This is a genomic window from Mesorhizobium sp. WSM4808 (genome assembly GCF_055811675.1).
On record NZ_JBVVQX010000020.1, the window covers coordinates 26,373 to 48,318 of the forward strand.

22 protein-coding genes and 4 tRNA genes are annotated in these 21,946 nt (G+C 59.3%); 6 read left to right on the forward strand and 20 right to left on the reverse strand.

The window, feature by feature from the left end; all coding sequences use genetic code 11:
• Nucleotides 1–365 precede the first annotated feature (365 nt).
• The 8 genes from rplA to tuf form a co-directional block, all read right to left on the reverse strand.
• Nucleotides 366–1,064, reverse strand: coding sequence for a 50S ribosomal protein L1 (gene rplA / locus AC0L2U_RS28430; RefSeq protein ID WP_013531411.1), 699 nt, complete (start codon nucleotides 1,062–1,064; stop codon nucleotides 366–368).
• A gap of 4 nt (nucleotides 1,065–1,068) precedes the next feature.
• The gene (gene rplK / locus AC0L2U_RS28435) at nucleotides 1,069–1,497 is read right to left on the reverse strand and encodes a 50S ribosomal protein L11 (RefSeq protein WP_013531410.1); all 429 of its coding nucleotides are present in this window, start codon (nucleotides 1,495–1,497) and stop codon (nucleotides 1,069–1,071) included.
• 159 nt (nucleotides 1,498–1,656) lie between these two features.
• Complete coding sequence (nusG, locus tag AC0L2U_RS28440) at nucleotides 1,657–2,184, reverse strand: transcription termination/antitermination protein NusG (RefSeq protein WP_013531409.1); 528 nt, start codon at nucleotides 2,182–2,184, stop codon at nucleotides 1,657–1,659.
• Between the two features lie 27 nt (nucleotides 2,185–2,211).
• Nucleotides 2,212–2,415 carry a preprotein translocase subunit SecE gene (gene secE / locus AC0L2U_RS28445; protein ID WP_013531408.1) on the reverse strand — a complete coding sequence of 68 codons (204 nt, stop codon included), beginning with the start codon at nucleotides 2,413–2,415 and terminating at the stop codon, nucleotides 2,212–2,214.
• Nucleotides 2,416–2,815: 400 nt separating this feature from the next.
• Nucleotides 2,816–2,891: transfer RNA gene (locus tag AC0L2U_RS28450), tRNA-Trp, on the reverse strand.
• Nucleotides 2,892–3,040: 149 nt separating this feature from the next.
• Entirely contained in the window at nucleotides 3,041–3,523 is a 483-nt protein-coding gene (locus AC0L2U_RS28455; RefSeq protein WP_473603001.1) for a group II truncated hemoglobin, read from the reverse strand.
• A gap of 102 nt (nucleotides 3,524–3,625) precedes the next feature.
• Nucleotides 3,626–5,254 (reverse strand): COG3904 family protein, encoded by a 1,629-nt coding sequence (locus AC0L2U_RS28460; protein WP_292338201.1) that lies wholly within the window; start codon nucleotides 5,252–5,254, stop codon nucleotides 3,626–3,628.
• A 155-nt stretch (nucleotides 5,255–5,409) separates the two neighbouring features.
• Nucleotides 5,410–6,585 carry an elongation factor Tu gene (gene tuf, locus AC0L2U_RS28465; protein ID WP_013531404.1) on the reverse strand — a complete coding sequence of 392 codons (1,176 nt, stop codon included), beginning with the start codon at nucleotides 6,583–6,585 and terminating at the stop codon, nucleotides 5,410–5,412.
• A gap of 311 nt (nucleotides 6,586–6,896) precedes the next feature.
• On the opposite strand from tuf, the gene AC0L2U_RS28470 reads away from it, so the two are divergent.
• The gene (locus AC0L2U_RS28470; RefSeq protein WP_127330728.1) at nucleotides 6,897–7,784 is read left to right on the forward strand and encodes a DMT family transporter; all 888 of its coding nucleotides are present in this window, start codon (nucleotides 6,897–6,899) and stop codon (nucleotides 7,782–7,784) included.
• A gap of 117 nt (nucleotides 7,785–7,901) precedes the next feature.
• Here the strand turns inward: AC0L2U_RS28470 and AC0L2U_RS28475 are convergent, their stop codons facing one another.
• Entirely contained in the window at nucleotides 7,902–8,159 is a 258-nt protein-coding gene (locus AC0L2U_RS28475; RefSeq protein ID WP_127322984.1) for a GlsB/YeaQ/YmgE family stress response membrane protein, read from the reverse strand.
• Between the two features lie 132 nt (nucleotides 8,160–8,291).
• Here AC0L2U_RS28475 and AC0L2U_RS28480 point away from each other — a divergent pair, with 132 nt between their 5' ends.
• Nucleotides 8,292–8,756 carry a YidB family protein gene (locus AC0L2U_RS28480; RefSeq protein ID WP_127322983.1) on the forward strand — a complete coding sequence of 155 codons (465 nt, stop codon included), beginning with the start codon at nucleotides 8,292–8,294 and terminating at the stop codon, nucleotides 8,754–8,756.
• A gap of 78 nt (nucleotides 8,757–8,834) precedes the next feature.
• Here the strand turns inward: AC0L2U_RS28480 and AC0L2U_RS28485 are convergent.
• A tRNA-Gly gene (locus AC0L2U_RS28485) sits at nucleotides 8,835–8,908 on the reverse strand.
• 89 nt (nucleotides 8,909–8,997) lie between these two features.
• Nucleotides 8,998–9,082 (reverse strand) — tRNA-Tyr (locus tag AC0L2U_RS28490).
• Between the two features lie 198 nt (nucleotides 9,083–9,280).
• On the opposite strand from AC0L2U_RS28490, the gene rlmB reads away from it, so the two are divergent.
• Nucleotides 9,281–10,132, forward strand: a complete 852-nt coding sequence (gene rlmB / locus AC0L2U_RS28495; RefSeq protein ID WP_127810312.1) for a 23S rRNA (guanosine(2251)-2'-O)-methyltransferase RlmB — start codon at nucleotides 9,281–9,283, stop codon at nucleotides 10,130–10,132.
• An 85-nt stretch (nucleotides 10,133–10,217) separates the two neighbouring features.
• Here the strand turns inward: rlmB and AC0L2U_RS28500 are convergent, their stop codons facing one another.
• The 3 genes from AC0L2U_RS28500 to gcl all read right to left on the reverse strand — a co-directional run bounded on the left by AC0L2U_RS28500 (nucleotide 10,218) and on the right by gcl (nucleotide 13,875).
• Entirely contained in the window at nucleotides 10,218–11,126 is a 909-nt protein-coding gene (locus AC0L2U_RS28500) for a 2-hydroxy-3-oxopropionate reductase (protein WP_473603002.1), read from the reverse strand.
• Between the two features lie 159 nt (nucleotides 11,127–11,285).
• Nucleotides 11,286–12,083, reverse strand: coding sequence for a 2-oxo-tetronate isomerase (gene otnI, locus AC0L2U_RS28505; protein WP_473603003.1), 798 nt, complete (start codon nucleotides 12,081–12,083; stop codon nucleotides 11,286–11,288).
• 10 nt (nucleotides 12,084–12,093) lie between these two features.
• Complete coding sequence (gcl, locus tag AC0L2U_RS28510; RefSeq protein ID WP_473603004.1) at nucleotides 12,094–13,875, reverse strand: glyoxylate carboligase; 1,782 nt, start codon at nucleotides 13,873–13,875, stop codon at nucleotides 12,094–12,096.
• A 213-nt stretch (nucleotides 13,876–14,088) separates the two neighbouring features.
• On the opposite strand from gcl, the gene bhcR reads away from it, so the two are divergent.
• Nucleotides 14,089–14,910 carry an HTH-type transcriptional regulator BhcR gene (gene bhcR / locus AC0L2U_RS28515; RefSeq protein ID WP_473603005.1) on the forward strand — a complete coding sequence of 274 codons (822 nt, stop codon included), beginning with the start codon at nucleotides 14,089–14,091 and terminating at the stop codon, nucleotides 14,908–14,910.
• Here bhcR and AC0L2U_RS28520 read toward each other — a convergent pair whose 3' ends face one another.
• The 4 genes from AC0L2U_RS28520 to AC0L2U_RS28535 form a co-directional block, all read right to left on the reverse strand.
• Nucleotides 14,911–15,270 (reverse strand): hypothetical protein, encoded by a 360-nt coding sequence (locus AC0L2U_RS28520; RefSeq protein WP_127268085.1) that lies wholly within the window; start codon nucleotides 15,268–15,270, stop codon nucleotides 14,911–14,913.
• 182 nt (nucleotides 15,271–15,452) lie between these two features.
• Complete coding sequence (locus tag AC0L2U_RS28525) at nucleotides 15,453–15,758, reverse strand: BA14K family protein (protein ID WP_127268086.1); 306 nt, start codon at nucleotides 15,756–15,758, stop codon at nucleotides 15,453–15,455.
• Between the two features lie 576 nt (nucleotides 15,759–16,334).
• Nucleotides 16,335–16,547 (reverse strand): hypothetical protein, encoded by a 213-nt coding sequence (locus AC0L2U_RS28530; protein ID WP_127396883.1) that lies wholly within the window; start codon nucleotides 16,545–16,547, stop codon nucleotides 16,335–16,337.
• 230 nt (nucleotides 16,548–16,777) lie between these two features.
• Entirely contained in the window at nucleotides 16,778–16,945 is a 168-nt protein-coding gene (locus AC0L2U_RS28535) for a hypothetical protein (protein ID WP_127268088.1), read from the reverse strand.
• Nucleotides 16,946–17,100: 155 nt separating this feature from the next.
• Between AC0L2U_RS28535 and AC0L2U_RS28540 the strand changes: the two genes are divergently transcribed.
• Together AC0L2U_RS28540 and AC0L2U_RS28545 are read left to right on the forward strand one after the other, a co-directional pair.
• Nucleotides 17,101–17,176: transfer RNA gene (locus tag AC0L2U_RS28540), tRNA-Thr, on the forward strand.
• Nucleotides 17,177–17,485: 309 nt separating this feature from the next.
• Entirely contained in the window at nucleotides 17,486–19,975 is a 2,490-nt protein-coding gene (locus tag AC0L2U_RS28545; protein ID WP_473603006.1) for a hypothetical protein, read from the forward strand.
• Between the two features lie 180 nt (nucleotides 19,976–20,155).
• On the opposite strand, the gene AC0L2U_RS28550 is transcribed toward AC0L2U_RS28545, so the two are convergent.
• Both AC0L2U_RS28550 and AC0L2U_RS28555 read right to left on the reverse strand, forming a co-directional pair.
• On the reverse strand, nucleotides 20,156–20,830 hold the full coding sequence (locus tag AC0L2U_RS28550; protein ID WP_473603007.1) for a DUF4145 domain-containing protein: 675 nt from the start codon (nucleotides 20,828–20,830) through the stop codon (nucleotides 20,156–20,158).
• Between the two features lie 674 nt (nucleotides 20,831–21,504).
• Nucleotides 21,505–21,945: a hypothetical protein gene (locus AC0L2U_RS28555; RefSeq protein WP_473603008.1), complete on the reverse strand. Its 441-nt coding sequence runs from the start codon at nucleotides 21,943–21,945 to the stop codon at nucleotides 21,505–21,507.
• Between the last annotated feature and the right edge of the window lies 1 nt (nucleotide 21,946).

A 21,946-nucleotide genomic window follows, 5' to 3' on the forward strand; every position in this document is an offset into this window, starting at 1 on the left:
TAACGGGAACATCCCATTGACGAGGACAGGCGTCGGGTTGCCTTTTGTCGGCCGGGCCATCCAGTAACGGATCTCCCGAACGACGCTCGAGGATCCTGCCCCCTTTCGCCACATCGACGGTCAAGCCGGCGATGCGCAGACAAAAGGCAAACACGGTTCGAACCTTTCATTGGAGCAATCGCTCCGTTGTCCGGTCTTCACCCGTCTCATGCAGGCCCAAATCGAATTAAGGCTTCTGGGCCGCCTGCAATCTCGGACAGGATGTCCGGAAACCTCTCGGCTTCCGGTACCGGGCCGCCAACTAGGTCGGAGGCCCGGAATTCTTTGCAGATCAGCCGTTTACCGGCCGATCTCGATCAAGCTTATCAGGACGCGTTGAGCGTCGCGACGTCGAGCTTGAGGCCCGGGCCCATCGTCGAGGTGACCGACACCTTCTTGACGTAGTTGCCCTTGGCGCCAGTCGGCTTTGCCTTGGTCACCGCATCGGCGAAGGCGCGGATGTTCTCTTCCAGGGCCTTGACGTCGAACGAGACCTTGCCGACGCCGGCATGGACGATGCCAGCCTTCTCGACACGGAACTCGACGGCACCGCCCTTGGATGCCTTGACGGCGGCGGCAACGTCGGTGGTGACGGTGCCGACCTTCGGGTTCGGCATCATGCCACGCGGGCCGAGCACTTTGCCCAGACGACCGACCAGCGGCATCATGTCCGGCGTGGCGATGCAGCGATCAAAATCGATCGTGCCCTTCTGGACGATGTCGACCAGATCCTCGGCACCGACGATGTCGGCGCCGGCGGCGCGCGCTTCGTCGGCCTTGTCGCCACGGGCGAACACGGCGACACGCACCGAGCGGCCCGTGCCGTTCGGCAGGTTGACCACGCCGCGGACCATCTGGTCGGCATGGCGCGGGTCGACGCCGAGGTTCATGGCGACTTCGATGGTCTCATCGAACTTCACCGAGGAACGGTCCTTGAGCAGCTTCAGCGCATCGCCCAGGGCATAAGCCTTGTTGGGATCGATGCCTTCGCGGGTCTTCGATACGCGCTTTGCAATCTTTGCCATGATCTTAGCCCACCACTTCCAGACCCATCGAGCGGGCGGAGCCCTCGACCATGCGCATGGCCGCTTCGACGTCGTTTGCGTTCAGGTCTTTCATCTTCGCGGTGGCAATCTCGCGGACCTTGTCACGCGAAACCGTACCGGCCTTGACCTTGCCCGGCTCCTTGGAACCGGACGTCAGGTTCGCCGCCTTCTTCAGGAAATAGCTCACCGGCGCCGTCTTCATGACGAAGGTGAAGGACTTGTCCTGATAGTAGGTGATGACGACCGGAACCGGCGATCCCTTTTCCATTTCCTGGGTCTGCGCGTTGAACGCCTTGCAGAATTCCATGATGTTGATGCCACGCTGACCAAGCGCCGGGCCGATCGGGGGAGACGGCGTCGCCGATCCCGCTTTCACCTGGAGCTTGAGCTGGCCTGCAATTTTCTTAGCCATCTCTTTTCCTGCCTTTGTCTATGCCGGTCATGCCGGCGGTTGCAGTCTGGTGGTGCGGTTCGCGCAGCCGGCTAAAGCCGCACTCGCCTCCCACCGTCTCAGGCCGCGCGCTTCCGCGCCGCCTCCCCTGATCGCCAAACCGGCGTCAGGGATTTCGGATCAGCCCTTTTCGACCTGTCCGAATTCCAGATCGACAGGCACGGCGCGCCCGAAAATCGAAACTTCCACCTTGAGCCGCGCCCGCTCTTCGTCCACTTCCTGGACGAAACCGTTGAACGACGCGAAGGGACCATCCGAAACGCGGATCGCTTCGCCGATCTCGAACGTGACCGAAGGCTTCGGCCGCTCGACGCCTTCCTGGACCTGGTTCAGGATGCGCTGGGCTTCCGCCTCGGTGATCGGCACCGGCTTGGAGTCGCCCAGGAAGCCGGTGACCTTCGGTGTGTTCTTGACCAGCGAGAACACCGCATCGGTCAGATTGGCCTTCAGCAGCACATAGCCCGGGAAGAACTTCCGCTCGGCATCGACCTTGCGACCGCGGCGAACTTCGACGACCTTCTCGGTCGGAACCACGATCTGGTGGATGTCGGCGGACAGGCCCTTCTGCTTGGCCTTGTTCTCGATATCCTCGGCGACCTTCTTTTCAAAGTTCGAATAAGCGTGGACGATGTACCAGCGCGCGGTCATTTCAAGACTTCTCCGTAATCGCCGGACTTAGCGTCCGATGCCCAGAATCTGTTCGACCGCAAGGCCCATGAGCTGATCGGCGGTGAAGAAAAAGATCATCGCGATCACTGCGAAGGCCAGAACCATCACCGTCGAGATCATCGTTTCGCGTCGCGACGGCCAAGTCACCTTGGCGGTCTCCGCGCGAACCTGCTGGAGAAAGACGAAAGGATTTGTGGTTTTCGAAGCCATATGCCGCTCTGTCTTCAAGACCCGTTGGCCGGGTCTCCTGGATGATCCCGCTGGCCGGGACGTGCCGCCTGAGCCCAATCTCGCGCCGAATCAGCGCAATCATTTCGCCCATGCAAATCAGACGCGTAAAGCCGGTTTCCCAGCTCCACGCGTCGCGTGTCTGTTTCGTCTACATAAAACCGATTCTTGATCCACGCAAGTGGCAAGTCTCCGCTTTATGACCAAACACCGCCTCGGAACCATCCAGTCGTTCCGTCCCGGCTATGGCGCTCTTATGCCCCAATCGACCCTATATGGCAAGCGGGTCGCCAATTTTCAAAGGCAAGACCTCGGAAATATCGTTTTGAAACGCCATTTTGAGAAATGGCGAAACATTGCGTTTGTGTGCCATTCCAGGAAATGGCACGGGCAGCAGGGCTCGAACCTACGACCTGCGGTTTTGGAGACCGCCGCTCTACCAACTGAGCTATGCCCGTATCGTGCGCATGTCGGCGCAGCAGGCGCTTCCTAAAAGCTTCCGCACGCTCTGTAAAGAGCGGTTTGCAAGCAAACGCGCCTTAACCCCCTGCGCCAGAAATCGGGATGGCTGACAACCAGTCCGTTCGCAACGACATAGCAGCCGAAGCTACTTCGTACCCGGTGGCCGATAGGGGCCGCCCGGCACGCCCCAGCCCCAGGCCGGCATCGGTTCCGTCTCGGGATCGCAGGTCTCGCCGAGATTGGAGTTCATCTTGGCCAGGCGCGATCCCCATTCGACATAGCCCATGAAGGCCGAACGGAATTCCGGATCGTCGGGCAGGCCAACCGCGTCGGCTGCGTCGGCCAGGAGGCTGATCCAGCGGCGGCGCTGCTCCTCGCCCAGATGCTTGCCCAGATGGTGCATGACCATCTCGCGGTGGCCGCCGAACTGCTCGCTGTAGGTTTTCGGTCCGCCGAAAACCTCGCCGATGAAGGCCGCGACATGGGCGGGGTGATCCGGCGACATGGTCTTGAACACCGGCCCGACGATCGGGTCCTGCGCCACCTTGTTGTAGAAAGTCTGGGTCAGCCGGTTCAAGGCCTCGCCGCCGCCGGCCCATTCGTAGAGTGTAGGGATATACTGGCTCATTCTCGATCCTCCGCTGCCTGGCGCCGCCAGCAGCGACGATAGCGGAACAATTGGAAGCGGCTCAACCTGCCTCGATGGCCAGTTCGTGACTTCGCCGCGGCACTACAATTTGGCCGGCGCGTCAGCCTCGGCATTGGCGGAAGGCCGGATCCGGCAATTTTCGGGTCTTGGCACTGCCTCGCAAATGGTGGCACCGGTCAGCGCGTCGACCGATTGCAGGCTCGTCATCAGTCCGACCTTCAGCATCATGCCGGGTTCCAGCCGGCGCTCGACCGAGCGCCGCTCGATCGCTGCGAACAGGGCGGGACCGATCGCCATCTCCTCGAGATAGGCCTTGACCATCTGCTTTTGCCCCATCGGGTAAAGGCTAAGCCTCGCCTGGGGACCGACAAACCGCCTGATGCCGCCGGCAAGCATCAGCGCGCAGGCCGAATCGCACTCCACGCCCGCATCGATGCTCAGCCCGGCATACGCGCCATCCTTGGCCAGGCAATTCCACGCTCCAGGGTCACAGCCGACGAAATCGGTGCGACCAACGGCGACGTCGAGCTTCTTTTCATGGATAAGCCGTCCTGCCGCCAGGGCGCTGAACAGGTCGCCTCCCCTTGAGCTGACCACGACAGGCAGTTGCCGTTTGCCGAGCATGGCGAGCAATTGGCGCAGCTTCTGCGGGGTCTGGGCGGTGATCGCGCCTTCCGCCGATATCCATTCCGGGCAGTCTGGATTGCAGAGCGGATTGGTGCCGCGAACGACGACGAAGCGCATGTCTTCATCGCGCCGCGCCGCCTCGGGTTCGATCGGTGGCGGCGTGGCCGCGGTCGCCGTCAGGCCATCAGGCTTGTTCCCCGGCACCTCCCGGCAATTCGCGGCCAGGCGGCCGGGTTCGCACAGGCTTGCCGCTGTCAGCAGGCCTACAGCGTCCGTGCTGGTGACCAGCTTCATCGCCAGCATGTCGTCGAGGGCGATCTGGTGGATTTCGCTGGCCGGGGTGCCCTTCATCGTTTCGAGCATGCTTTGTTCGATGCCCATCTGTTTCAGGTAGGCTGCCAGCTTTTTCTCCACGGACTTGCTCATCTCGTAGGTCTTGTAGCTGCCGGCATTCTTGCGGCTGACGATCTTTGTGTTGAGGATCTTCTTCTTGCCCCCCACGACGCGATAGGTGGTACGGTATTGCAATTTCGTGCGGATGTAGGTCGTGGTGATCTGATGGACGCCGAGATAGGCCCATTCGCCGGCCACCCGCCTGATACCGCCGGCAAACATCAGAGGACAGGCGGAATTGCACATGGCGCCATAGTCGATGACATCGCCGAAGTAGCTGGCGTCATGGTCCTGGCACCCCTTCGCATCGGGCTGGCAGCTGGAAAACACCGTCTTGCCGATGGCGATATCGAGCTTGTTCTTGCGGATCAGCCGGCCAAGCGTCAGCGCCGCCTCGACATTGCCGCCGGGAGAATCCACGACAACAGGCAGTTTCCGCCCGCCAAGCGTCTTCAGCATGCGTTTGAAGAGTGCCGGCGTGCCGGCTTCTATCGAGCCCTCGGCCGATATCCATTCCGGGCAGATCGGCTCGCATCCCGGTGCGTTGCTGCGGACAATGCCGAACCGCATCGTCGGCCCAAGATCCGGCGCCGCATCCGCCGCAAAGGCTACCGGGCCCGTGGCAAGCAGCAGGCAGATCAAGGCCAGCGACCACAATGCCCGACAACGGTGAAGGCGCCCTGAAACCATTCTGCAAAAAGCCCCTTGATGCAACCTATACTAGACGAGGTCCAAAGGCTTGCAACAGGGTTCGAGCGACAGGGGACAGCCTATGGCCCAGCAAACAAAAAAGGGCGGCCCGAAGACCGCCCTTTTCTTATCGATCCGGCGAATGCCGGGCTCGATTATTCCTTGATGGTGACGACGATGCCGGCACCGACGGTGCGGCCGCCTTCACGGATAGCGAAGCGCAGCTTCTCTTCCATGGCGATCGGCACGATCAGCTCGACATCGACCGTGATGTTGTCGCCCGGCATCACCATCTCGGTGCCTTCCGGCAGCGACACGATGCCGGTCACGTCGGTCGTGCGGAAGTAGAACTGCGGACGGTAGTTGGTGAAGAACGGCGTGTGACGGCCACCTTCGTCCTTGGTCAGGATGTAGGCTTCGGCCACGAACTTCTTGTGCGGCTTCACCGTGCCCGGCTTGGCCAGAACCTGGCCGCGCTCGACACCTTCACGATCAACGCCGCGCAGCAGCGCGCCGATGTTGTCGCCGGCCTGGCCCTGATCGAGCAGCTTGCGGAACATTTCCACGCCCGTGCAGGTCGTCTTGGTCGTCGGACGGATGCCGATGATCTCCAGCTCCTCGCCGACCTTGACCACGCCGCGCTCGACGCGGCCGGTCACGACCGTGCCGCGGCCCGAGATCGAGAACACGTCTTCGATCGGCATCAGGAACGGCTTGTCGAGCGGACGAACCGGCGTCGGGATGTAGGCATCGACCGCAGCCATCAGCTCGCGGATCGCGTCTTCACCGATCTTCTTGTCCGAATCTTCCAGAGCAGCCAGCGCCGAACCCTTGACGATCGGAATGTCGTCGCCGGGGAACTCGTTCTTGGTCAGAAGCTCGCGAACCTCGAGCTCGACCAGTTCGAGCAGCTCGGCGTCGTCGACCTGGTCGACCTTGTTCAGGAACACCACGATCGACGGCACGCCGACCTGACGGGCCAGCAGGATGTGCTCGCGGGTCTGCGGCATCGGGCCGTCGGCAGCCGACACGACCAGGATCGCGCCGTCCATCTGCGCGGCACCGGTGATCATGTTCTTCACATAGTCGGCGTGGCCGGGGCAGTCGACGTGAGCATAGTGGCGGTTGGCCGTCTCGTATTCGACATGCGCCGTCGAGATCGTGATGCCGCGCGCCTTTTCTTCAGGGGCGGCGTCGATCTGGTCGTAGCGCTTGTATTCGCCAAAATACTTGGTGATCGCCGCCGTCAGCGACGTCTTGCCATGGTCGACGTGGCCAATCGTGCCGATGTTCACGTGAGGCTTGTTACGCTCGAATTTACCTTTTGCCATTGTCTCTTTCCTTGGACGGCCCGGATCTTCAGTTCGGTCGAAGACCTTCAGTTCAGTCGAATGCGGGGCGATTAGCGACAAAGGCCAAAAAACACAAGCGTCTTTTGGCCGGGTGCCGTCTCACTCAGTCCGAACCATCGATCCGATTGCGGGATATGACGCTGATATAGGAAGGCTCTGGGCAAAATGAAATGGGTAGCGGGCGACCGATCGAGGCCGCGAAAGCGCTGGCTTGCTTGCCCGGCCTTGTCTGAATCATGGCCAGGCCATGGACCATTGCCGCCGCCACCCGCCTCTGATCTTGTGGCCGGATGCATTTCATCCCTGCCTCTATCCGCGGCCCGCTGTTCATGATCGTCTCGACGGGGTCGTATCTCGTCAACGACACGATGATGAAGCTCGCGACGGCAGGCCTGCCGTCCTATGAAGTGCTGTTTCTGCGCGGTGCCGCGGCAGCCCTCTGGGGCTTCCCGCTGTTGTTCGCGCTGGGCTACGGCAAGCAGATCCCGCTGATCTTCGACAAGCGCGTACTGAGCCGGAACATGCTCGAACTGGCGGCGATCCTTTGCTATGTCGTCGCGCTCGCCAACATGCAGATCGCCGATTCCACCGCGCTCGGCCAGATCACGCCGCTCTTGATGCTGGTCGGCTCCTCGATCCTGTTTGGCGAGCGGATCGGCGGCCGGCGCATGGCGCTGATCGGGCTCGGCTTCGTCGGCGCGCTGATGGTGGCGCAGCCGACCATGCAAGGCATTTCGGTCTACGCCTTGCTGGCGCTCGGCAATGCCACATTTGCGGCGGCGCGCGACCTTGCCGGCCGGCGGGTCGCGGCCGAGGTGCCGGGGATGATCGTGGCGATTTCCGCCGTCGTGGTGGTGCTGATCGGCGCCGGCGCCGCGCATCTGGTTTCAGAGCGCTGGGTCATGCCCGGGGCACATCACCTGCTGCTGATGGCCGGTGCTGGATTTTTCCTGATCTTCGGCCATTTCTTCATCTTCATGGCCTATCGCATCGGACCGACCAGCGCCGTGGCGCCGTTCTACTATTGCTTCACCGTCTGGGCGGTCATTTCCGGCCTGCTGGTGTTCGGGCAGTTCCCCAACGCGCTGGCCATTTGCGGCATTCTGCTGGTCGTCGGCAGCGGGCTGACCATCGTCTCGCTGGATCAGCGTCAGCGGCGGCTGGCCGTCGTCGCCTAGCCTCGTTTCATTGCTGCTTTTCGCCGCCCCGATGCCATAGGCAAGCCACTCTGAGCATACCGGCCTCAAGCCGGTCTCGCCTTCAGAAACTCGAAACCTCAGATGATCCGCAGGCGCCTAAAGCGTCCGCCTTGCGCTGAACTGATGGTAAGCCCACAGAACGACCACCGCGCCGATGACGGCAACGATCAGGCTGTAGATGTTGAGGCCGGTGACGCCTGACGCGCCGAAGGCACTGAATATCAGACCGCCGACAATGGCGCCGACGATGCCCAGTACGATATCCATGACGACACCCTGGCCGGTCTTGTTGACGATCTTGCTGCCGATGAAGCCGGCGACCACGCCGAGAATGATCCAGCTGATGATACCCATTTTTTCCTCTCCATCCCCTCGCCAGCCGAACATTTTCATAGGATTGTCAAAACCTCAAGCCAGCTTGAAATTCCGCCCGAATGCTTCATTGTCGAGGAGGGGTCGGGCCTTGTTCGCTATGGAGGATCCACGATGGGACTTTTTGACAATGCCGTTCCCGGCGGCAACATCACCAAACCCCTGATGATCGCGCTCGGCGCATTGCTGGTCGGCAAGATGCTGAGCGGCAGAAATGCCGAAGAGCCAGAGCAGTCTCCCGCGCCCGCTCCGACCGCCCCCGTCCCGACGGAAACCACATCCGCCGATGGTGGCCTGGCTGGCGGATTGGGCGGCCTGCTCGACAAGCTCAGAAATGCCGGCCACGGCAATGCCGCCGACTCCTGGGTCGGCACCGGGCAGAACCAGCCGATCAACGCCAACGATCTTGGCGCCGCGATCGGACCGCAGATCATTCGCGAGATCGCGCAACGGACCGGGCTGGACGAGCAGGAACTGCTCAAGCAACTGTCCACCGCCCTGCCCGGCATCGTCGACAGACTGACGCCGAACGGCCAGGTGCCGCAGCAGCACCAGGTCGCCACCGCGTTCAACAGCTGACGCGGCGCAGCCACGACAATTGGAGCACTGCGCGCCTCGTGCGCAGTGTTTCGATTTACTGGTGGTGGGATGAGCGTCTGGAGCGGGTAGCGGGAATCGAACCCGCATATTCAGCTTGGAAGGCTGCTGCTCTACCACTGAGCTATACCCGCGCCGTTCCTGAAGTACCGGATTCATCCGAAAAGCGCCATGCACTTTTCGGTCCGATTCTTGTTACGTTTCAGGGCTTCCGGGCCGGCAGTGGTGGAGAGGGTTGGATTCGAACCAACGTAAGCTAAGCTAACGGATTTACAGTCCGTCCCCTTTAACCACTCGGGCACCTCTCCAGTCTGCCGCCGGAGCCATGCAACGAGGCATTCACGCCGATCCGGACCCGAGTTATGTGTTCTCCGAAACCAGCGCAGCGCCTTATGGCGGCAAGCCCATTGGGTGTCAACCGCGCAACCATGGTTTTTCGTTTCTGTTCGCCGGCTGTAGTGACAGGCCATATCCTTGGCCGGAGGACACCGCTATAGAAGCCAGCCATGAGCGACAAAACCAACACCCCCAAAGACACCCATTACGCCAAGCTGCGCCGCGCCTATCGCGACGAGAAAAGCGGCGGCGCGCCGGCATTCCGGGCTCGACAGCCGGTTCCGCCGGGCGAAAATGCCGCGGATGGCCTGGTGCGGCTCTACGGCCTGCACACGGTGCGTGCCGCACTCGACAATCCGCGCCGCAAGATCAGGAAGATGCTGGTGACGCGCAATGCGGCCGAGCGCCTCGAAATCGCCGATCTCGCCGCCCTGCCCTTCAAGACCGAACTGGTCGAACCCAGGGACATCGACAAGATCACCGGGTCGGATGCCGTGCATCAGGGTGTGCTGATCGAGGCCGAGCCGCTTAAAGCCAAGCGGCTCGATGCGCTTGGTGACGCGAAGCTGGTGCTGGTGCTCGACCAGATCACCGACCCGCACAATGTCGGCGCCATCCTGCGCTCGGCGGTGGCCTTCGGCGCCGGCGCGCTGATCACCACAGCCCGCCACAGCCCGCAGGAATCGGGCGTGCTGGCGAAATCCGCCTCCGGCGCGCTGGAGCACATCGACCAGATCGAGGTGAAGAACCTCGCCGACGCGCTCGGCCAGCTGCACGAGGCCGGCTTCCGCACCATCGGGCTTGATTCGGACGCGCCGGCCGAACTCGAAAAGAGCTTTGCCGGGGAAAAGATCGCCCTGGTGCTGGGCGCCGAAGGCAAGGGCCTGCGCCAGAAGACCCGCGAGACGGTGACGACGCTGGCGCGGCTCGACATGCCCGGCGCGATCCATTCGCTCAACGTGTCGAATGCCGCGGCGATCAGCCTTTACGTGGCGCGGAAGTTTTTAGCGAGTAGCGAATAGCGAATAGCGAATAGCGAATAGCGAAAGTCGAATCCCGGCTATCCGTGGCTGCAATCCCTAATCCCTAATCCCTATTCCCCATTCGCTATTCGCTATTCGCTATTCGCTCCTTCCCCACCTCATGCCCCGCCATCCGCTCCAGCGCCCTGACCAGCGCCGAATGATCCTCCTTGGCGCCACCATTGGCTGCGCAGGAATTGAACAGCTGCTGAGTCGTCGAGGTGTTGGGCAAGGAAACGCTGAGCGCCTTCGCGCCCTCCAGCGCGAGGTTCAGATCCTTCTGGTGCAGTTCGATGCGGAAACCAGGCGCGAAGGTGCGCTTGACCATGCGCTCGCCATGCACTTCCAGAATGCGCGAAGCCGCCAGCCCGCCCATCAGCGCCTGCCTGACCTTGGCCGGATCGGCGCCGGCTTTCGATGCAAAAACAAGCGCTTCGGCGACGGCTTCAATAGTCAGCGCGACGACGATCTGGTTGGCCACCTTGGTGGTCTGGCCAACCCCGCTGGGCCCGACCAGGGTGATGTTCTTGCCCATCTTCTCGAACACGGGCTTGGCGCGCTCGAACGGGGTTTCCTCGCCGCCGACCATGATGGTCAGCGACGCCGCCTTGGCGCCGACCTCGCCGCCCGAGACCGGGGCATCGAGGTAGTCGCACCCCAGATCGTTGATCTTCCTGGCAAAAATCTTGGTCTCGATCGGCGAGATCGAGCTCATATCGATGACCAGCTTGCCCTTCGACAATCCCGATGCGACGCCTTTCTCGCCGAACAGCACATCGGCCACCTGCGGCGTGTCGGGCACCATCAGGATGATGATGTCGGCAGCCTTGGCCACGGCGGCATGGCCGGTGACGGTCTTCAGCCCCTTGGCGACGAGATCGGCCGGCGGCTTGGAGCGATGGTCGCTGGTGATGACATGATAGCCCGCGTCCAGCAGATGCCCCGCCATCGGCGCGCCCATGATGCCGAGGCCGATGAAGCCGATGGTTTCCATTGTGGTTCTCCAGATGCTTGTGTGAAACGCCCCCTCATCTGGCCGCTAACGCGGCCACCTTCTCCCCGAGGGGAGAAGAGAATGCCGACGTTGGTGCCTGTCTCTTCTCCCCACCGGGGAGAAGGTGGCCCGAAGGGCCGGATGAGGGGGCCTTGGCCGCTAAGCAGCAGCACTGCCCTGCCCGCTCAACTCCCGAAACCAGCCTAACCCAGCCTCCGTCCCTGCCTTCGGCTTGTATTCCGCCCCGACCCAGCCGGCATAACCGATGCGGTCGATATGCTCGTACAGAAACGGAAAATTGATCTCGCCCGTCCCCGGCTCGTGACGGCCGGGATTGTCCGCAAGCTGAATATGCGCGATGCGGCCGAGGTTAGCCTCGATGGTACGGGCAAGATCCCCCTCCATGATCTGCATGTGATAGATGTCGTATTGCAGGAACAGGTTTTTCGAGCCGACGCGGTCAATAAGCGCCAAGGCCTGGTCGGAATAGTTGAGGAAGAAGCCCGGAATATCGCGCCTGTTGATCGGCTCGATCAGCAGCCTGATGCCGGCCTGCTCCAGCTTTTCCGCCGCGAAGGCGAGGTTTTCGGCGAAGACATCCTCCAGCACCTTGCGGTCGGCGGCGGCCGGCGCGATGCCGGCCAGGCAATTGACCTGCTGGCAGCCGAGCGCCTGCGCATAGGTGATCGCCTTGGCGATGCCCTGGCGGAATTCCGGCACGCGGTCCGGCAGCACCGCGATGCCGCGTTCGCCCTTGCCCCAGTCGCCGGCCGGCAGGTTGAACAGCACCTGGGTCAGGCCGTTCTTCTTCAGCCGGGCGGCGACGACATCGGGGGCATGGTCATAGGGGCCGATATATTCGACGCCCTTGAAGCCGGCGCGGGCGGCGGCATCGAAACGGTCGAGGAACTCATGCTCGCCAAAGAGCATCGACAGATTGGCTGAAAAACGCGGCATTCTTTTTCTCCTAATCCAACATCACGATCGCCGTCGGCGCATCCTCGTGGCTTTCGGCAAGCTCCTCGAATTCGGTGATCTTGTCGATCTCGATGCCCATCGAGATGTTGGTGACGCGTTCGAGGATGAATTCGAGCACGACCGGCACCTGATGCTCCTTCATCAGCCGCTGCGCCTCCTTGAAGGCACCGGCGAACTCTTCCGGCTTGCGCACCCTGACCGCCTTGCAGCCCATTGCCTCGGCGACGGCAACATGGTCGACGCCATAGCCGGCCTCGGGATCGCCTGACCGGTTGATGTTCTTGAAGGCGAGGTCGACCTCGAAATCCATCGAGAAACCACGCTGCGCCTGGCGGATCAGGCCGAGATAGGCGTTGTTCACGACGACATGCAGATAGGGCAATTTGTGTTGTGCGCCGACCGCCAGTTCCTCGATCATGAACTGGAAATCATAGTCACCCGACAGCGCCACGATGGTGCGGTCGGGATCGGCGGCGCGCACGCCAAGGGCTGCCGGCAAGGTCCAGCCGAGCGGGCCGGCCTGGCCGCAATTGATCCAGTTGCGCGGCTTGTAGACATGCAGGAACTGCGCCCCGGCGATCTGCGACAGGCCGATCGTGGTGACATAGGTGACGTCGCGGCCGAACGCCTTGTTCATCTCCTCATAGACACGCTGCGGCTTCAGCGGCACCTGGTCGAAATGCGTCTTGCGCTTCAACGTCTTCTTGCGGGCCTGGCATTCCCGCGCCCAGCCGGACCAGTCGCGCAGTCTGCCTGCCGTCTTCCATTCGGTGGCGACGTCGAGCAGCATCTTCAGCGCCGCGCCTGCATCGGAGACGACGCCGAGATCCGGTGCGAAGACACGGCCGATCTGCGTCGGCTCGATATCGACATGGATGAACTTTTTGCCCTCGGTGTAGACATCCACGGAGCCGGTGTGGCGGTTGGCCCAGCGGTTACCGATGCCGAAGACGAAGTCGGCTTCCAGCATCGTCGCATTGCCATAGCGGTGCGAGGTCTGCAGTCCGCACATGCCGGCCATCAGCCGGTGATCGTCGGGGATCGCTCCCCAGCCCATCAAGGTCGGGATGACCGGCACGCCCGAAATCTCGGCGAATTCGATCAGCAAATCCGACGCGTCGGCGTTGATGATGCCGCCGCCGGCGACGATCAGCGGCTTTTCGGCCGCGTTGAGCATGGTCAACGCCTTTTCGGCCTGGGCGCGCGTCATGGCCGGCTTGAACGGCGTCAACGGCTCATAGGCGTCGATGTCGAATTCGATCTCGGCCAGTTGCACGTCGACCGGCAGGTCGATCAGCACCGGACCCGGTCGTGACGAGCGCATCAGGTGAAACGCCTTCTGCAACGCCATGGGGACGAGATAGGGTTCCATCACGGTGACCGCCCATTTGGCGACGGGCGCCGCAATGGCTGATATGTCGACGGCCTGAAAATCCTCCTTGTTCAGCCGCGCCCGCGGCGCCTGCCCGGTGATGCACAGGATCGGAATGGAATCCGCGGCGGCCGAATAGAGCCCGGTGATCATGTCTGTGCCGGCTGGACCCGAAGTGCCGATGCACAGGCCGATATTGCCTGCCTTGGCGCGGGTGAAACCTTCCGCCATGTGCGAGGCGGCCTCGACGTGACGGGCTAGTACGTGGCGGACCGTTCCCCTGGCCTTTAGCGCCGAATAGAATGGATTGATCGCCGCGCCCGGCACGCCGAAAGCGCAGGAAATGCCTTCTTTTTCGAGAACGAGAACCGCGGCATCGACAGCGCGCATCCTGGCCATTTTCCAGCCCTCCACGGGTTTGTGATTGTTGGATCGGCCAAGGATGTCAGCACGCCGGCTATTTTTCAATTTTTTCAGAATATTTTTTCATTTCGAGAAAACGGCATCATGTTTTTGATTTTATTAGGTTTCCGTTTTCCAAAAATTCGGGTAGCGATAGTAGTGAAAAACTTTTTCATTGTGCGTTCGGCGAAATCGGCCGAGAATGACGGCATGGAAACCACCGAAAAACGCCAGCGCGGTCGCCCGCGCGCTTTCAACGGGCCCTCGGAGGCCGGTTCGGTGCAGTCGCTCGACAGGGCATTGCGCATCCTGGCCATTGTCGCGGAAGGCAGCGGCCTGTCGCTGAGCGAGATATCGGCGCAGAGCGGCCTGGCCGCCTCCACCGCCTACCGCATGCTGACGACGCTGCAAAACCACGGCATGGTCGAATTCGACACATCAGACCAACTGTGGTCGATCGGCGTCGAGACCTACCGCATGGGCGCGGCCTTCCTGCGCCGCCGCAAGCTGGTCGACCGCGCGCGTGTGGTCATGCAGGAGCTGATGGAAAGAACCGGCGAGACCGCCAATCTCGGCGTCGCCGAGGACGATTGCGTGGTCTTCGTCAGCCAGGTCGAGACGCACCAGGCGATCCGCGCCTTCTTCCGTCCGGGCACGCGCAGCCCCTTCCATGCGTCCGGCATCGGCAAGGCGGTGCTGGCCCATCTCGAGCCGGAGCGCGTCGGAACCATCCTGCGCAAGGCAGGCCTGCAGCGCTTCACCGACAGGACGCTGTCCGACATTTCGGCGCTTGCCCACGATCTGGCGCGGATCAAGCTGCGCGGCTGGTCGGTCGACGACGAGGAGCGGCACCCCGGCATGCGCTGCGTGGCAGCCGCCATATTCAATGAATTCGGCGAGCCGATCGGCGGCGTTTCGGTGTCGGGACCAACGGTGCGGGTGACGCCGGAGCGGTTGGCCGAGATCGGCCCGCTGGTGCGCGATGCCGCCGCCGAGGTGACCAGGATGATCGGCGGCGTGCGAGCCGGCTGATCAGCCCGTCCCGGGCAGCGCGCTCCTGGTGGCGATATCAAAGAAATCGAGAAGGATGGCCATGCCGACGCCGCAGGCGGTGAATATCAGGCCGGCCATGAAGATGCGGTTGGCACGTTCATAGATGCGCCGCTGCAGGCATTTCGTGTCGAGCAGCAGCGAGAGCGCCCGCATCTGCAAGGCAATGCCGGCCAGGATCGGCAGGACGGCGACAAGATGGTAGGTCTGCCACGGGATCGGGTTGGCGGCCCAATGCGTGATGAAGCCCAGCGAAAACGCCAGCAGGATGCCGACGGCGGTGACGGTGCCGTTGCGGAAAACCGTTTCGACCAGGTCTTCTCTGGGGTCCTGCTCGTCCAAAGGTCTCTCCCCGCGTTTCGCGGTCAGAATAGACGCTCGGCAAATCTCTGTACACCGCCCGGTCTGCCGCTCAGGCCAATCCTTTCTGCGCTGTATCGGCCGGTGGAGCACGCACCGCTACCATCCAGACAGCAGAAGAGGGGCTCGCATGGGCCCCTCTGTTGCTGAAACGGTCCTCCCCTCTAAAGACGGCAATAGTGGCGGTATCCGTCGCGGCCGAGATAGGTATCGGAGTCCGCGTCGTAGCTGGCGTAACGATCGTAGCAGCGGCGGACATGCCACGAGCCGCCGCCTTCGTCGACATAGACGGTGCGCGGCTGGGCGAGCAGGCTGCCGAGGACAAAGCCGCCGACGCCGGCCGCAATGCCGATGCCGAGGCCGTGATTGTGGTGATGGCTGTGAGCGGCCGAAGGCTGCACGGTGCCGGCCAGCGTGGCTGCGGCGACGGCGGTGGCGATAAGGCCGGAAACGAGTGTGTTCTTGAACATGACGATCTCCTTGCTTCATTGACCGAGGCGATCCATCCGCCTCTTGATCATCTGTCGTCGCAGCCAGGAAAAAGGTTCGAATCTTTTGTCGATCTTCTGGGACCGAAGGTCTTTGTGACGGCGACGGGAAGAGGTTGGCGAGAACATTGACGATGCAGATCTCCCCGATGGACGTCTACGCTATGCACATACCTTCTGATCTGCCCGATGCCTGATTACCACGTGGTTCCCCCAATCCGTCGCTGCTTCGCAGCGCCACCTTTCCCCCCTCCGGAGGGAAAGGAAAGGAGCGTTGCTGGACGAGCGTTAACGGCAAAAGCTTGGCGCCTTTCCTCTACCCCGTCGATCGGGGGAGAGGTGGCTCGGCGAAGCCGAGACGGAGTGGGGGTCGACCAGCGCCGCAAAAGGCAATGCATGCGCCAAGCTGCCATGCACCCTATCGCCAAAGACCAGTTGTTTGGAAATGTGCATGCCGTAGCTTGCGGGCGAGATCGCTAGCTTTGCCCGCCCTACTTCGCAACGCCAACGCAAAAAGGGCGGCCGAAGCCGCCCTCTTGGGAGAACTGGGTCCCTCCATCAAAGGAAAATGATCACCCTGCCGTGCCTGTGGTGATGGTTGTGGTGGTGGTTGTAGTGCTTCCACCAGAACTTCTTGAAGTGCTTCTTGTGATGGTGGTTGTGATGATGGCCGTGCATGCCGTGGGCGGACGACGTGCCGACAGTGCCGGCGAGCGCGCCGGTGGCGACGAAAATGGCGACGAGGCCTGAGGTAAGAGTGCGCTTGAACATGATGATCTCCTGGATCCTTGATCGAGGCGACCCATTCGCCTCTAACCATCAGTCGGCGCGGCGCGGCAAAAGGTTCGATAGGTCGAGGAGATTTTTTGTGGGGCCTTTGGCCCAAGCGAATAGTGAATAGCGAATAGCGAGTAGGAAAAGGCAGGAACGCCACTTACCAATCGCTACGTTGCCGTTCCCTATTCGCTATTCGCTATTCGCTACTCACTATTCGCTCTCTCTCACCCCATCCCCGTGACATGGCGCAGCCAGAACGCCAGCGCGATGAAGCCGATGATGGTGGTGACGCCGGTCCAGTCGACATTGGCCTTCTTCACATCGCTGATGATTTTCACCAGCAGCATCCAGGCCACGAAGATGATCGGGAGAATGATGACTAATCTGATCATGCCACACCCCTGCGCAAAGCGATTGCACCTCCCCTAGATGTAGGAAGCAATCTAGCGGTTTTCAGGATGCCCTCGTCGACGGGCCACGCGGCATGCCGGGAAAAAACGGAGTTTTGTCTTTACTGGCGCAACAAATATGCTAACCGGAGCGCCGTGCCCTTGTAGCTCAGCTGGTAGAGCAGCGGTTTTGTAAACCGAAGGTCGGCGGTTCGATTCCGTCCGGGGGCACCAGTTAAATCAACAACTTAAGTGCAATTTCGAAGGCTTACCTTCGCCTCCAGTCACTTTGCGGGTAAGCGTAGGGGTAAAAGAACCTCTGATCTGGCGGCCTCTTTGATTCAGCTGAGTGCGGGATCTGCGTTCTTGAGAGCCATAGGGGATGACTTGCCCCCCCGCTGTCGAACACAAACACTTTCTCCCAAACAAATTCTCGACGCTTAAAGTTTGATATGGAATCGGCACTTGCCTACCTTCCAGCAACAGCTCGATTATGCCGGTCTACAAAAGTGAGTCGCACAAGACCCCGAGGTAACGCACGCAATGACCGCCGATCAAATGACTGAATTGCGCGAGCTCGACGTTTTGCTCGGACAGCGAACGGAAAATGAGGCCGAAACGCGACACAAGATCATCGATCTGGTTTTGCATAATGTGTTAAGCTGGCCGAGAAACCGAGTGGCTGTCGAGCAGCATATAAGGCCAGGTTTTGCTGACTACATTCTTAAAAAGACAAACGGTGACAATCTTCTGTTTATAGAAGCGAAAAAATCTGGGATTTATTTTGAACTCCCAAGAGCACACAACAAAGATGAGCTTTCTTCATATATAGGAATTGGCAAACTCTTAACAAACGAGAACATTAAAGAGGCAATGTCACAAGTACGGGAGTATTGCATCGACACGGGTTGCGAGTTCGCTGCGATTACCAACGGGCGAGAATGGATCTTCTTTAAGACTTTCGAGAAAGGAAAGCGATGGGATACCATGCAAGCCTTCGTATTACGAAGCCTCGATTTCTTTTATCTCGACTACACTAGAGCTATAAACTCTTTTTCTTTCATATCTATAACCGACAACTCGTCCCTTGTTTCTTTGCTTACAAGCTCCCCTCCTAAGGACAGAAGCATATATTATGCCAAGGAAAGGATTACTTCCTACTCCCACCCAATTAACTCCAACCGACTAGCTGCACTTCTGCGGCCTATCATAAATCACTACTTTGGCGTCATCGGAGATAACGATTCGGAATTTATGGATCGATGCTATGTCTCAGAACGGGATTATAAACAGCGCTTTGGCGGCATGAGGACACTTATTCAAGATTCCCTTTCCCCATATTTCGAGTCGTACAACGTCAAGCAGCTTGAGGACACAGGAAAGGGTGGGCACCTAGGAGGCCGACTGACGAAGAATGTAAAGCTCCAGCGCAAAGGCGAGGTCCTGGTCCTGTTCGGCGGAAAAGGGTCCGGCAAATCCACCTTCATCAAGAGGCTGCTGCATTATAATCCGCCCCCATGGCTTCGCGATCATGCGATAGTTGCGATTATTGATCTCCTGAAGACGCCCGAGGAACCTGCAGTAATTCGTGCGGCAATTTGGAACAGCTTGATTAGGTCTTTAGATAGAGACGACCTGCTTTCATCGCGCCGAGAGACGTTAATCGACAAGCTCTTTTCGGATCGATTTGCCGTTGCATCTCGCCAAGAACTGTCTGGGCTACCGAAGTCATCCGAATCTTACAACACGACCTTGAACGGTCTGGTCAGTGAATGGAAAAACGATAGACCTTATTGTGCCAGAAAGCTTGTGGATTATTGGAAAGCGCAGGGAAAGGGTATCATTGTCGTCGTTGACAATACTGACCAATACTCTGGCGCACATCAGGATTTTTGCTTTACCTCGGCGCAGGAGATTTCGGATGAGTTGGAGTGCATTGCCTTAATCTCAATGCGTGAAGAGCGATTTCACAATTCAAAGATCCACGGAGTGCTCGACGCCTTTCAGAATGCCGGCTTCCATATCAGCTCGCCAAAGCCAGCACAGGTTTTCCGCAAACGTCTGGCATACACCGTAAGCCTCCTTCGTGATGGGAACAGAAGAGCTTCGCTGGTGAGCGCAGATGAAGCCTCCATTGAGGACAGCTGCAAATATTTGGAGATCATCGAACGTGAGTTTCGGAGCGAGAAATCGCCGCTCAGTGCCTTCTTAACTGCATGTGCGCACGGAGACACTCGTCTGTCGCTCGATTTGTTTCGGAGTTTCTTGCTATCAGGATACACCAATGTGGAAGAGATGCTTTCTGCGGGTGGCTGGAATTTTCAAGTTCATCAGGTGGTTAAACCTGTGATGATTCCCAATAGGTATTTCTATGATGAAAAGCTTAGCGATATGCCAAACATCTATCAGCTTCGCAGCCTTAGAAACACCTCTCATTTTACCACCTTGAGAATACTTCGCAAACTTGCTAAGAATATAGACGGTGCGTCGATTGCTTATGTTCCAATGAGCGACCTCAAAGCGCACTTCGCTGAAATATTTAACATGATTGACGACTTCGTTGCCAACGTTGATGTTTTATTGAAGCATGGCTTGATCGAGTCAAATAACCGCGTCGATTATTATTCTGAATCTGTTGATAGTATTAAGCTTACCGGTTATGGATTGTATATATACCGCACCTTGGCATATGATTTTACCTATCTTGACTTGATTAGTATTGACTGCGGTGTGTTCGATGAGCAAACTAGTAATTATCTAGCAGAGGCAGCACGCCAAGAATATGGCCTTTTCACTCGCGGAGAGCGCCTCCAGCGTGTGCGGAAGCGGTTGGAGCGAGTAGAGCACTTTATTGCATACCTTCGCGCTGAGGAAACTAACGAAATTGATCGGTTCTCTCTGAGCGTCAGCGATGATGAGATGTTTACGTCGAAGTCGGCTGCGGAATTTAACGTAGAGCGAAAGCGTGTGCTCGCAAGCGCAAAGCGGCAACCGGCATCCCGCAATGGTGGACGCCGCGTAAAGGCGTCTTGAGAATTACCCCTCCAAATCCCCGCCGGCAGTCAATTTCACTGAAAACAAACGTTGGGATCTGATTTCATTTCGAATTCCCTGTGCGTCTGCGTCGCCAGTATCTGTTTGGATATTTGCTGCTCATCAGGGCGGACCAACCCGGCTTAACTGGTCGGGTGCGACACATGCGCGGCGATTCACCTATGTAGGCCTATTTTTCTTCAGAGCCGTTAGACGTGATAGAAGCGAGGTGTACTGGTAGACAGCTTTGAGAAGTTCTTTTGCAAGTTCAATAGCAAGCTCTGCCTCTACCTCTCCGATCTTGTCATAATCCTTCGCTTCGATGTGCGCGGCATCATTTCCAAGAATCCGCAGTTCGTCGGCTGCATTTAGCAATTCCGACGGAATTATCGCCACCGCACTCAATGCAGCCACGCGTGCCTTTAAATTTGATCCAACCGCTTTTTTGTCCTCGCACAATTCCTCTAGGGTGCGGCGCACCATGAGTGCAGATGCCCGATAGCAACCGGACGCATGGCATTTTACAGCCTCTTCCAGCGATGCCAAAATACCCGCAGGCAAATTGCTGGCGTCGAAATCGATCACTTCGGGTGGGAAAGTCACTGCTGCTCCGCCCGGCGACTGCCGAGCAAAGAACAACACGGAATTGCATTCAATGTTTGGACAGACCCGAATTCCAAACATCTTCGTGCCGATCGCCACATTGCGCCCGCTTTCGTTCTTTTCGACTACGGTGCTGTTTACGTCATTCAGACCAACATGAGAAAAACTTCCTACATGCCTGCAAGCGGGACATCTTACGTTGATCGACGCTGGATCAGACAGCGTAAATTGCCCGGTGGTTTTCAAATACAAGAGTGCCCTCCCAATAGCGACTTCCGTTCGCGCACTACCATGCGGCGATGATTTCGCAAAAGAAGTTATTATGTGCGCCGGCACCGCGATGGCCGCTGGCGTATCACAACTCTTTGGTCGGTGGACGATCTGTGCGAGAAGATGAACGTTACTGCGCCAGGCGGGAAATCGCGGTACGGACACGAAGCGGGAAGCCTAGTAGGGGGAAGGCAAATGCGACATCAACTGACTGGCAACGCCGGTCTGTACCATGTAGCGCGAGAATTATCGAGGCGCGGTTGGCATGTCATGCCCACGGTGCGAAACGCACGGAGCGCAGACCTGTATGCCGCAAGCGACGATGAAAGCCGCGTCCTACCGATTCAGTCAAAAGCCCTATCTAAAAAATACCCAGTGCCCTTGGGCGGTTCGCTAGTCACTCTCCGTTCAGATTGGTGGGTTGTAACGATCAATGCGAACACCGCAGCACCAACGTGCTATGTCCTCACGAAGGAAGAAGTGAGAGCCGCAGCGCATCGGGGAATGAGTCCAACTGGCGCGGTATCGTATTGGCTGCAGCCAAAATCCTACGCGCTTCCTGAGTATGAAGAGGCCTGGCACAGGCTGGGCAGTCCCACCGCTGTCGAAGCCCTTCAAATTTCGAACTGACACACTAGGGAAGGCTAGGAAAATCGTTACCCGCCCAATGGAGGCCAAGCCTCAGCTAGCTCATTAAACCCGTCCACATTAGATGCGCGCGCCCTTGCAATGAAATAGGTTTCGTCGCCCTGCGGTAGTCGCGCCAATGACTGCGGTGCAACAATGTTGATAATGCCCCGCAGCACGTCCATGAGATCGCATGAGCCGGGGAAATAGCCCAAGAACCTGTCGCAGAATTGATGAGGTGCCACGTTTGGTATTTCCCCATATAGCCAGGCGGCAAAGTCGGTTAGCGCCCAGGCATCGAGTTTCAAGCGATCGCCATCAACTGCGGTTCGCTCAGTGGTGACGTCCAGGCGGTCCACGCGGATGGCGCTCGAATAGACATCTTTTGACGAGTGCTTTCCGATTTTGACAACCGTCTCATTTTCAATGATGAAATCCAGTCCAGCATCAACGATATAAACTATCTGCATT